Raw genomic sequence first — 11,137 nt, forward strand, 5'->3', positions numbered from 1 at the left:
ATGAATGATTTTCGGGCGAGTCCAATCAGTTTTCCTATTGCTAGTTGAATAAGATTGCTGTTTTTTCTTTACCCAAAGTAACAAAAGAGGGATTAGTTTGAATCCTAGTTGATAAAAGGTAATGCGGTAGAGTTATCTTTTCATTTATGACATTGAAACCATATTTAGTAGTATCACTCGTGTCTTTCCAAAGTCAATTCATGCTTGTACCTGAAAAGGGTTTTTACTGAAGTTAGAAGCATTCATTTTTGCTTTCAGTTTCAAACAAGCATTTGTTTAATGAGTCAAATATAATGCTTTAATTTCACTCAGTATTTGTATTTTTGAGTTAGTTGAGGTGGCGGTTGCACGACGCACAACCGCCACTTCCTCCTGAACGAGCGCACGACTATTCAAGTGCAAAGTACCCACAGCTTGATAACCCGCAACTTGGGTTAGTAGGGCCATACAGATAGGTGTGCGTCCCTACTAATTTACTAATATTTCTTTATCTGAAATTACTATGATTGGGTAAACGATTCTATAGGCGACGTTTTATCCAAAAGTTATTCCTAAAAAAGTTGACCCTATTTTGTTCACGATTCGTTTCTGAGTCTACAAGGTTTTGTCTGTTTTTTCTCCAGCGATCAAGGGAGTAAATATTAAAGCTACTACCTGCAAGCAAGATAAACAGTACAATCCCATAAGAAAGCATGGAAGTAGCTGCACCCCAATTTTGTATCGATGTCACCCCCAACTTTAGAATGATCATCAGGGCAAAGGTGACAATCAAAGCGCTTCTGGTAGCTAACCCAAGTGTGATTAAAATACCCACAATTAACTCTACAGGAGGCACTAGATAAGAATTGATTCTCACCAAAAATTCTGGAAAATAAGAATTTGCTAGTTCTTTAACAGTATCTTCAACGAATCCAGGGATGTTAAAAATGCGGGTGAATCCGTGATTAAAGTAATTCACACCGATGAGAATTCGCAGCAACAAATAGGCAATTGCAACATCCTTTGATTTGAGACTAATATAGTTTCTATTTTCATTCATTGCCTGAACTCCAACTATGATACACCGACTGTAATTGATTTCAATTGCAGAACTTGGGAAGCACTTAGCGGTTTTGAGAACTAACGTTCTTTCATAGACAGAATTAAGCGAACTGAGCGATCGCCAAAGAAGTAAGTGTGAAGCCAAGTAAGTAATACTAGGAAACGACTGCGATAGCCAGGAAGATACACTAAATGAACTCCTAGCCACATCAGCCAAGCCAAGCATCCTGTAAAGGCAAATGCACCAATTTTTCCCACACCTGAATAACAGCCAATAATCGCTAATCTTCCCTTGTTGAAATAGCTAAAATGCTCTGGTGATTTACCTCGAAATTGCCGTTGAATATTTCGGGCTACAGCAACACCTTGCTGAAGTGCTTCTGGTGCAACCCCAGTTAATGGTTTACCGTTTTGTTCGATATACGCTAGATCCCCAATTGCGTAAATATTAGGTTGCTCAAGCAATTGTAGGGTGGGATGAACAAGTAACTTTCCCTTATTTGCTGAAGATACCTCCTCTAATGTTGTGGGATAATTTGCTTCTAACCCCGCAGTCCAAATGACGGTTGCAGTTGGAATTACCTCATCGTTTTGCAGATGTAAAGATTCAAAAGTCACTCTAGTCACTTTTGTTTGCAGATAAACCTCCACTCCTAGCTGATGTAATCGTTTGTAAGTGTAAGCTCCCAACTTCTTTGGCAGATCGGCCAATAAGCGATCGCCAGATTGCACGAGAATCAACCTCACTTGCTGCAAAAGTGTCGGATAATCTCGACGCAAGTGGCCTCGAAGCATTTCAACGAAAGCACCTGCAACCTCAACACCCGTTGGTCCACCGCCGACGATAGTAAACGTCAGCAGTTGTTGGCGTCGTGATGAATCAGATTCCTGGATAGCTCTCTCAAAACAAGAGTAAATGTGATTTCGGATTGCTATTGCTTCTTCTAGCGTTCTCATCGAGAAAGCATATTCTAAAGCTCCAGGAACTCCCAAAAACTGGGTTTGGCTTCCAGTTGCAAGCACAAGAAAGTCATAGGTGATTGAACTACTATCTGTTTCAACAGTTTGCCTTGAAAAATCAATTTGCTCAACCTCAGCCATCAAAAACTGCACCTTAGACTTATTCCGCAGGAAAGAGAATCGCCGTAATATTGTGCGGATAGGGTAAGCAATGTACTCAGGTTCCAATTGACCTGTCGCAACCTGATACAACAACGGTACAAAGGTGTGATAGTTGTTGCGATCAATTAACAATACATCTGCACCAGAATCAGCTAAAGATTGAGCAGCTTGCAACCCACCGAATCCAGCGCCAATAATGACAACGCGGCGACTGTTCATTCTTCCCCTCTTGATTTAGCTAGTCGGTCAAGTTATTAACTGTTAATATATTGATAACAAATTATCGATAGTGCCATTTGATTTCAGTATTAAACCTCATCGATTTTGAAACCTAGAGTTTTTGAGTATATTATTCGGTCATAGCTTGAGTTATGAGCTTTACTCTAATTCCAAAAACTATGGTTTTCAAGGTAGACGCGGTTTGGTGGCAAAATAAAAGCAGCACTTCTGTAAAGAATTGGAGGAGTTTGGGCAACAGTCTGTTAGGCAGAAAGTATTGCCTCAACTCCCCCAACATTCAAACCGACGATCGCCCCTACCCATTTACAGCGTCGCTAGAAGATCCTGCAAGCGATCACGTCCATCCCGAAAGACGGGCCAACCATCCCCCACCAGCACTGCTTCTACCCGACTCAGTTGAGCTAACCTCTGCACAGAAGCAACAGCCTCTTTTCGATTCAGCAGCTTGTCATCTGGTAAAATCGTTAAGCTACCTGCTTTGCGTGCCCGAACTAAATCCCCTGTAATTAAAGTTGTCTTTTCTAGTAACAAAGCCAACTCACCCGGAGTTTTAGAACCATTGAGTTCAATCACTTCCAGTCCTGGGACAAATTCTTCACCATCAGATAGCCAGCGATCGCAAGGTATAGGAAAAGTGTCTTTTTCTGCTATGGGGCCTGCAATCTTAGCATAAGTTTGATCGGCAATTTCTTTACTTGCCCTGATATGCTCCGAATTCGTCAGCACAATCCAAACCACACCGCCGAGAGATTTCAGATGATTCCAATCATGGTTTGATAGCGCTACTGGGTCAATCAAGATGTTGCCATCTGCGCGAATCCAGGCAATCCCATTGAAATCAATATTTCTTGCCGGATTGAAATTAGACCAGCTATACAGATCGGGACGGTGCAAAGATTTCATGATGATTCTGGATCGGTACTTCAATAATTGACTATTAATCTCAATAATTAAGTATATAGATTATAAGGTTGCATTCCCTCTTGATCTGAAATTTGAGTATACTACGATAAATCTATCAATATTATGGTTTTTATCTGGCTTACAGAAATTCTCGGATAACTGCAATCACGATCAACGGAGGTATAGGGGTGAGTAAGATTGGGCGGCAAAAAATATCAGCGAAGGCAGAACAGTTTACAGAGTCTGTGATTCGAGAAATGACGCGGGTAGCACTGCAACATGATGCAGTGAATCTGGCGCAGGGGTTCCCTGATTTTCCCTGCCCCTTAGAGTTGAAACAGGCAGCATATCAAGCCATAGAGGCAGATGTTAATCAGTATGCCATTACTTGGGGCGATCGCCCATTTCGTCATGCGATCGCTAACAAAGTCCGTTGGTATCTCGGCTTAGATATCGATCCCGAAACCCAAATCACCGTTACTTGCGGTTCCACAGAAGCAATGGCATCTGTGATGCTGGCGACAGTCGATCCTGGTGACGAAGTAATTGTATTTGAGCCATATTACGAAAACTACGGCCCCGATGCGATTTTAGCTGGTGCTATACCCCGCTATGTGACACTGCATCCTCCCCATTGGACATTTGATGAAGCACAGTTGCGTCAAGCTTTCAATGCCAATACCAAAGCAATTATTATCAACACACCCCATAATCCTACAGGTAAAGTCTTCAGCCGTGAAGAACTCACCCTAATTGCTGAACTTTGTCAAAAATGGGATGTGTTAGCGTTCACTGATGAAATCTATGAACATATTCTCTATGACGGCACTCAACATATTGCCCTAGCAAACCTTCCCGGAATGACAGAACGCACCGTTACTATTAACGGTTTGTCCAAAACTTATAGCGTCACTGGATGGCGAGTCGGCTACATTTTGGCAAATCCCGAATTGACAGGGGCGATTCGCAAAGTCCATGATTTTCTTACCGTTGGCGCACCTGCACCATTGCAACGAGCCGGAGTTGCCGCCATGCAATTGCCACCATCTTATTATAAAGAACTAGGCAAACTTTATCACCAGAAGCGAGACAGCATTTTACAAATTCTAGACCAAGTTGGGATTCCCTATTTCGTTCCCAAAGGAGCTTATTACGTTCTTGCAGATATTTCCAAATTTGGCTATAAAACAGATGTTAAATTCACTTACCATCTAATTAAAGATATCGGCGTTGCTGTAGTTCCCGGTTCCAGCTTTTTTAGTCAACCAGAAAAAGGACATTCATTGATCAGATTTTGTTTTAGCAAAAGACCTGAGACATTACAAGCAGCCAGCGATCGCTTACTCAAATTGCAATCAAATCTATAACTGATATCATCATAATATATACTTCTTCTGTTATATAATTTGAAGAAATTTTGTTTGAAGTGTAGTTGAAATTTCATTATGAATTAGGAATTTTTCAGAATATATATCTTCAAGTTAATATAATTTAATCAAATGTAAATTAATATAAGTTTACAAATACTTGTTTTAGACATTCATTTGTTAAAAAACAATAACATTATTTTCGAGTTAAATTTAACTTTAACTTTTGATCCCCAAGTAAAGTTGACTTACCACATGAAACCCTACTCAAAAACGAGCGTTTCTAAACTTGAATATATAGTAGTTCCCAACAAAACAACACCAAACTAGTGTAGAATTAGTTCAAATTATCGGTAATTATATCGGGATAGTAGGCTTAAAAATTCTCTCTTAAAAATCCCATTGACTCATAAAAAGGATAAGACTAATGTGATGAATAGTCCTTTCAAGGACACTATTTTATGCATCAAAAAATTAGGAGGTATTTCCGATGATGATGATGATGACTGAAACCATGACTCCAGAAATGCAAACTTGCATGGATGTTTGTATGGACTGTCATAAAATGTGCATGGAAACCATGACTCATTGCATGAGCAAAAGTGGTCAGCAGATGGACAAGAGCATGATGAGCATGATGAGCATGATGCGCGATTGCTCTGAAATGTGCATGATGTGTATGAATATGATGATGAGCGGTTCTGAGTTCATGGAACGCACTTGTATGCTTTGTGCGGAAATGTGCGATCGCACTGCAATGGCGTGTGAGATGATGAGCGATGACGCGAAAATGATGGAATGTGCTGCTGCTTGCCGTAAGTGTGCAGAGTCTTGCAAAAGTATGCACATGATGCCCGCATAATTCCATGACAATCTAGCAGAAGTTTCTCTGCAACCTAATATTCAAGCGCTCAGACTCTTTGGGTCTGAGCGCTTGAAGTAAGGACTTAACTAATGAAAAAATTAGCATTGCTCACACTTTTGTGGAACTACGCTTGTACGACAAATTTTCTGTGTGCGTAGGCATAGCCCCTTGTAGACATTCAATATTATAGAAACAATGCTATTACGTATCGGTAGCTAGACAACGCGTCAGTATCAGGGATTCGGTTACAATAATTAAAGAGCAAAAAGCAGGTGTAATTATCGTGCAGGCTATTTTTTGGAGTGTAGAAGAAGTCGCCCATAGAGCCAAACAACTTTACGAAAATGGCATTCGCCAACAAGTTGAGTATGGTGATAATCTTGGCAAGATGATTGTGATTGATTCTGAAACTGGCGAATACGGAATTGATAAAACGGGCGTAAAAACAGCATTAAAGTTAAAGCAGAAGAAACCAAATGCCAGATTGTTTACTATACGGATTGGTTATGATGTTGCTGTCAGCTTAGGTTGAGCGTATCAAACTCTAGAAGCGTGACAGTAGATCATATTGGTTATGTTTGTAGAATTTAGATTGCGATCTGTATCTCTGCGTTCACTCCATCAAAATCAACCGCAGAGGATCTAAATGCACATACAAAGGAAAAGGTTGATCTTTCATTGTCGCCCATTTTTCTTTAAATACTTCAGCTTGCAGATGGTAATCTTGAGAATTCTTGCCAGCCGAATGTAATTTGAGAAACAACGTCATTCGGTGGGGCGTTTCACTTGTTCGTACTACCCAACAGGGAAAGGTATTTTCCTGTGATGAGTCGTTGGTAAAAATAAACTGATGGGCACGAATGCCGATGTGGGATAATTCGCTCTTGACTGGTTCAATTACTTGAAGAGTACAATCCCAATCAATCGCTTCCACCTGTTGTGATGACTGGAGAACAGCACGAGAGAAGTTTTTACATCCAGTAAGTTGGGCAACACTCACAGTAGCTGGATGCTGGAAAATATCATATTTGCTGCCATGATGAACGGCTCTACCATGCTCTAATACCAACAGATTTGGGCAAATCCGATAAGCTTCTTCCATATTATGGGTGACAAATAGAGTCACACCTTGATAGTTAGCTAGAGTTTCTGTCATTTGCTGCTCTAATTGACTCCGTAGATGAGTATCAAGTGCGGAAAACGGCTCATCTAAAAGTAATGCTTCCGGTTGACTTGCTAATGCTCTTGCTAAGGCTACCCGTTGTTGTTGTCCCCCAGAAAGTTGGTGCGGATAGCGATCGCCTAATCCCTGCAACTGCATCGCTATTAGTTGCTCCTCTACCTGCACCCGAATACTCCCAGCAGATAGGTTTTTGGGTAAGCCAAAAGCGATATTTTGCGCCACACTCATGTGGGGAAACAGAGCATAATTCTGTACTAAAAAACCAATGCGGCGATCGCGACTGGGTAAATTAATTCCTTGTTCCGAGTCAAACAAAACTCTGCCATTTAAAACTATGCGCCCGGTTGTGGGCGTTTCTATCCCCGCAAGGCAGCGTAAAATCATGCTCTTACCTGCTCCAGAACCTCCTAACAATCCTAAGGGTTGCTCATCAGTAGTGAAAGCCACTTTTAAATCAAAGCTAGAAAGTATTTTTTCAATGTTGACAAACAATCCGCCAGATTCAAAGCTAGTGTGCGGAGTATAAAGATTTTCTCCCCCTGCTCTCCCTGCCTTTTGCTCCCTGCCCCCTCCTCCCCTCCTCTTTTCCCTCAATTCTTGCCAGAAGTTGACTGCAATAATTCCAGATAGAGAAATCACCATAATTGCGATCGCCCAAAACCAAGCCTCATTCATTGCTCCCGCTTCCACTGCAAAATAAATCGCCATTGGGATTGTCTGCGTTTGTCCGGGAATGTTACCAGCCAGCATCAACGTCGCCCCGAATTCTCCTAAAGCACGGGCAAAAGCCAGCATTGTAGCGGCGACAATGCCGGGTAGTGCTAAGGGTAAACTGATGCGCCAAAAGATTGTAGCTTCGCTTGCACCAAGGGTTCTGGCTACTCGCAGCAGATTACTATCTATTTGTTCAAAGGCTCCCAGTGCAGTTTTATACATTAAAGGGAAAGAAACTACCATAGCTGCGATCGCTGCACCATACCAAGTAAAGACGATGGTGAAGTCAAAAGTTTGCATGAATTTTCCTACAGGGCCATTTTTACCAAAAAATAGCAGCAACAAGAAACCGACAACTGTGGGTGGTAAAATCAAGGGTGCAATAAAGATACCCTCAATCAACAATTTACCTTTGCCACGATATCCCAGCATCCAGTAGGCAGCAGCGATACCGAAAAAGAAGGTGATAAATGTGGCAAGTAATGAAGTTTTGAGTGATATCCAAAGAGGCGATAAATCCAATGGCATAGTTGCGTAGGGAGGAATTAGCTCAACTAATCCCTAATTTACCAACTTTAGCTTTAATATGTTGGAAATAGTTGGTATACATTACAATCAATCAAGCAAATCCCAAAAACTAGCTAAACTTTAAACAAAATTTGCGTTCAGTTGGGTATCAAATATCAGAATTCGATACAGTTTGTTATCATTTGATACTCATCTTCAAACCAACTGGTAAAATTGTTGGGAATAACCGAAGCGTAAAAACTCTATCAAACACATCCTGTTAGCAGTATCGAATGCTACCGTCAACAGCAAGTGCCTCCTCCTATCAGCAATCAAAAAAAACCCCAAGACCTTTTCTTAGTATGCGGACTCAAAAGTTTAGGGCAACATTGCGTTGCAATCCTCAAGGAATACGATGTTAAAGTCAGCGCCATTGAGGATGTGCAGCCCGAACATTGGGAAGTCCCAGAAGTACCTAACTTACTAGAAAAGTTAATCATCGGAGATTGTCGCCAGCCAAGTGTTTTAGAGCAGGCAGATATAAGGCAGTGTCGTTCAATACTTTTAGTAACCAGAAATGAGCGGATAAATATAGAAGCTGCCTTTGCAGCACGCCGTCTTAATCCGCACGTCCGCTTGATTGTACGTTCTGATAAACAAAATTTCAACAAACTCTTGTGGGAAAATCTCGGCAATTTTGTTGCCTTTGAACCTACTCATCTTTCGGCTCACGCCTTCGCTCTGACAGCCCTTGGTTCTGAAGCTATTGGATATTTCACCTTAGAAGGGCAACTGTTGCAAGTGATAAAACACGAGGTACAAGTGAAAGATAGCTGGTGTAATGGCAAGCCAGTACATAGACTCAATCTGACAACTCGCCGCATCTTGAGTCACAAACCTGTTGCATCTAACCCAAGCAAAGAATTGTTTGGCTGGAACCCAGAGGCAGAAGTGCAGGTAGGAGACACGCTAGTTTACATTGATGTGGCATACGATTTAGCTTTCTCTGAACAACGTTGGCAATTTCATAGCCAAAAGTGGCAGTGGCAACAGTTTATCCAAGGTATCACAGCGAAAAATCTCAAGGATAAAATAGTGCAATTTTGGCAATCTTACTACCAAAGCCAAAATCAAATCCGGCGAATTGCGACAATCTATGCGATTACTGTACTCATCCTGTGGTTCGTGGGAATAGTTCTTTACCGTTTATATTATCCTGATATCACCATCCAAGAAGGTTTCTATGCGACAGCAATTTTGCTCTTAGGAGGATACGGAGATTTATTTGGCGGTGTTGAGTTTGCATCGCAATCAAAACCCTCAGACGCTATCCCTTGGTGGTTGAGGTTTTTTAGCCTGGGACTGACGTTGACAGGTCAAGCTTTCGTGGGAGTATTATATGCACTGCTAACTGATGCTCTTGTCACTTCAAGATTCCATTTTTTCAATTCTCGTCCTCCCATACCACAACGCAACCATCTGATAATCATTGGCTTAAATCGCTTAGGACAAAATGTGGCTACTCTTTTGCAAGAACTGAACCAGCCGTTAGTAGGAATTCATCCTACCATTCTCGACCAAGAAACTTTACCCGATATGCCCCTTATCGTTGGTAATGCTACCGAAGCACTCACGAAGGCGAATCTCTCCCATGCTAAAAGCATCATTTTAGTTGGGGACGATAATATGGAAAATCTGGAAATTGGTTTGATGGCTCATGCAATGAACCCCGCCACTACCTTGATTATCCGCTCTCAAGACCGCCAATTTAGTGATAATATCGCCCCTCTGTTCCCTTATGCTCAAGTTATATGTGGCGCGGCTTTGTCGGCAGAAGTCTTTGCTTGTGCTGCTTTTGGAGAAAATGTTCTGAGCTTGTTTCACTTGAACGAGCAAATAGTCATGGTGACGGAATACAAGATTGAAGATGGCGATACCCTTCAGGGATTGCTTTTATCTGAAATAGCATCTGGCTACAGTGTTGTACCGATTCTCTACCAGAAATATCAGCAAGACAATTACTCTTTAATGCCCTGGTATGATGTTAAGCTTGATGCTGGCGATCGCTTAATTGTCTTAGCCACAAGCAGTAGTTTGCAGCGAATTGAATGGGGTGAAATGCTGCCTCGTCTTTGGCAGGTGCAGATTGAAAAAGCTCTGACTACAAATGCCATTATCTATGGTGCTGAAGAGATAGTTTTGATTACCGGATGTAGTTTCACTACTGCTAGGCAATGGATGAATAATTTGCCTAGAGTGTTGCCGATACCACTTTATAAACATCAAGCTCAACGTCTCGTGCGCGAATTAACAAAAGTACAAGTTTTGGCAAATCTAATCTTCATTGGGCAGCCATGAACTTCTCATAACTAGAAGTAATATCTGGTTCAGTTAAAGACTTATCATTAAGACCACAGAGGGGCACAAGGGAAGGGTTTTTGTGATTTCTGCATAGCATTCGAGAATTATAACTCAATACAGTTCAGTTAAGCCTCAAAATCAGGTAAATTAAGGATTATTCTCAAGCCTGGAAATTGACTGTGGTATATCTAAAAGATTTTTCACATGATTTTTGACTGGTTCCAACTTTTAAAACATCCTCTTAGTTTCTATGCTTCCAAATCTTACGCAGCAGTTTAATATTGGTAATATTGTTAGCCTTGCTAGCTATTTATATCGTTCAAATTTCAAAAAATTTTCTCGCTTGTCATTATTTGCCCATTTATGGCTAATAGTCCCGATTTATGGATGGGCAAAATTTTATGCGTTTGCTGGTTTAATTTCCCGTTTAGCGTTTAATGAAATTAGTAGTCAGTCTGAAAGCTCAAAAGTTGCCAAAATTCAGATAAAAAAAAGATTTTGGCAGTTTCTCATAACTGCAATTCTAGTTATATTAATATGTTTATTACAATTTTTTATTTTTTACATTGGAATTTCAATAATTGCCGGAATAATATACGGAATATTAGCAATAGTTTTTGGTGCCATATCTCAACCAATCAATCAAGCAAATCCCTTTGACAATCCTATATTTAAAATTATCATTATTCCGACAGCTATAGCTGTTTATTCTAGCCCTCTGTGGTTTTACTCGCGTTTCTTCAGAGGATGTTTTAAAAGTCCAAGAAAGTAAAAACTCATGCGAGTCGTCGAAGCATAATACGTATCATCGCAATATAAATAAAAGTCTCGGAG

General features: G+C 40.9%; 10 protein-coding genes and 1 pseudogene. 6 read left to right on the forward strand and 5 right to left on the reverse strand.

Annotated elements, in window-relative coordinates; all coding sequences use genetic code 11:
• Window positions 1–151: 151 nt before the first annotated feature.
• Window positions 152–280: pseudogene (locus V7K89_RS35770) on the forward strand (IS982 family transposase); the annotation flags it as partial.
• Here the strand turns inward: V7K89_RS35770 and V7K89_RS04595 are convergent.
• The 4 genes from V7K89_RS04595 to V7K89_RS04610 all read right to left on the reverse strand — a co-directional run bounded on the left by V7K89_RS04595 (window position 277) and on the right by V7K89_RS04610 (window position 3,306).
• A complete protein-coding gene (locus tag V7K89_RS04595) occupies window positions 277–447 on the reverse strand; it encodes a hypothetical protein (RefSeq protein ID WP_335184775.1) in 171 nt (56 codons plus the stop codon). The pseudogene V7K89_RS35770 and the gene V7K89_RS04595 overlap by 4 nt on opposite strands.
• 73 nt (window positions 448–520) lie before the next feature.
• Window positions 521–1,039 (reverse strand): DoxX family protein, encoded by a 519-nt coding sequence (locus V7K89_RS04600; RefSeq protein WP_335184777.1) that lies wholly within the window; start codon window positions 1,037–1,039, stop codon window positions 521–523.
• Window positions 1,040–1,119: 80 nt separating this feature from the next.
• The gene (locus V7K89_RS04605) at window positions 1,120–2,382 is read right to left on the reverse strand and encodes an NAD(P)/FAD-dependent oxidoreductase (protein WP_335184779.1); all 1,263 of its coding nucleotides are present in this window, start codon (window positions 2,380–2,382) and stop codon (window positions 1,120–1,122) included.
• 324 nt (window positions 2,383–2,706) lie between these two features.
• Complete coding sequence (locus tag V7K89_RS04610; protein WP_335184780.1) at window positions 2,707–3,306, reverse strand: MBL fold metallo-hydrolase; 600 nt, start codon at window positions 3,304–3,306, stop codon at window positions 2,707–2,709.
• Between the two features lie 188 nt (window positions 3,307–3,494).
• Here V7K89_RS04610 and V7K89_RS04615 point away from each other — a divergent pair, with 188 nt between their 5' ends.
• The 3 genes from V7K89_RS04615 to V7K89_RS04625 all read left to right on the forward strand — a co-directional run bounded on the left by V7K89_RS04615 (window position 3,495) and on the right by V7K89_RS04625 (window position 6,070).
• Window positions 3,495–4,673 (forward strand): pyridoxal phosphate-dependent aminotransferase, encoded by a 1,179-nt coding sequence (locus V7K89_RS04615; protein WP_335184782.1) that lies wholly within the window; start codon window positions 3,495–3,497, stop codon window positions 4,671–4,673.
• Window positions 4,674–5,163: 490 nt separating this feature from the next.
• The gene (locus tag V7K89_RS04620; RefSeq protein WP_335184783.1) at window positions 5,164–5,535 is read left to right on the forward strand and encodes a four-helix bundle copper-binding protein; all 372 of its coding nucleotides are present in this window, start codon (window positions 5,164–5,166) and stop codon (window positions 5,533–5,535) included.
• Between the two features lie 286 nt (window positions 5,536–5,821).
• On the forward strand, window positions 5,822–6,070 hold the full coding sequence (locus V7K89_RS04625; protein WP_335184784.1) for a hypothetical protein: 249 nt from the start codon (window positions 5,822–5,824) through the stop codon (window positions 6,068–6,070).
• A gap of 81 nt (window positions 6,071–6,151) precedes the next feature.
• Here V7K89_RS04625 and modB read toward each other — a convergent pair whose 3' ends face one another.
• Window positions 6,152–7,963, reverse strand: a complete 1,812-nt coding sequence (gene modB / locus V7K89_RS04630; protein WP_335184785.1) for a molybdate ABC transporter permease subunit — start codon at window positions 7,961–7,963, stop codon at window positions 6,152–6,154.
• Window positions 7,964–8,254: 291 nt separating this feature from the next.
• Here modB and V7K89_RS04635 point away from each other — a divergent pair, with 291 nt between their 5' ends.
• Window positions 8,255–10,300 (forward strand): potassium channel family protein, encoded by a 2,046-nt coding sequence (locus V7K89_RS04635; RefSeq protein ID WP_335184786.1) that lies wholly within the window; start codon window positions 8,255–8,257, stop codon window positions 10,298–10,300.
• Between the two features lie 253 nt (window positions 10,301–10,553).
• On the forward strand, window positions 10,554–11,075 hold the full coding sequence (locus V7K89_RS04640; RefSeq protein WP_335184788.1) for a hypothetical protein: 522 nt from the start codon (window positions 10,554–10,556) through the stop codon (window positions 11,073–11,075).
• Window positions 11,076–11,137 lie beyond the last annotated feature (62 nt).

Origin of the sequence: Nostoc sp. (assembly GCF_036917515.1) — a bacterium.
Classification (GTDB): Bacteria; Cyanobacteriota; Cyanobacteriia; order Cyanobacteriales; family Nostocaceae; genus Nostoc.

Coding starts and splice junctions, on each gene's coding strand:
- V7K89_RS04595 (WP_335184775.1), bottom strand. CDS start 447: ATGGCCCTACTAACCCAAGTTGCGGGTTATCAAGCTGTGGGTACTTTG.
- V7K89_RS04600 (WP_335184777.1), bottom strand. CDS start 1,039: ATGAATGAAAATAGAAACTATATTAGTCTCAAATCAAAGGATGTTGCA.
- V7K89_RS04605 (WP_335184779.1), bottom strand. CDS start 2,382: ATGAACAGTCGCCGCGTTGTCATTATTGGCGCTGGATTCGGTGGGTTG.
- V7K89_RS04610 (WP_335184780.1), bottom strand. CDS start 3,306: ATGAAATCTTTGCACCGTCCCGATCTGTATAGCTGGTCTAATTTCAAT.
- V7K89_RS04620 (WP_335184783.1), top strand. CDS start 5,164: ATGATGATGATGATGACTGAAACCATGACTCCAGAAATGCAAACTTGC.
- modB (WP_335184785.1), bottom strand. CDS start 7,963: ATGCCATTGGATTTATCGCCTCTTTGGATATCACTCAAAACTTCATTA.
- V7K89_RS04640 (WP_335184788.1), top strand. CDS start 10,554: ATGCTTCCAAATCTTACGCAGCAGTTTAATATTGGTAATATTGTTAGC.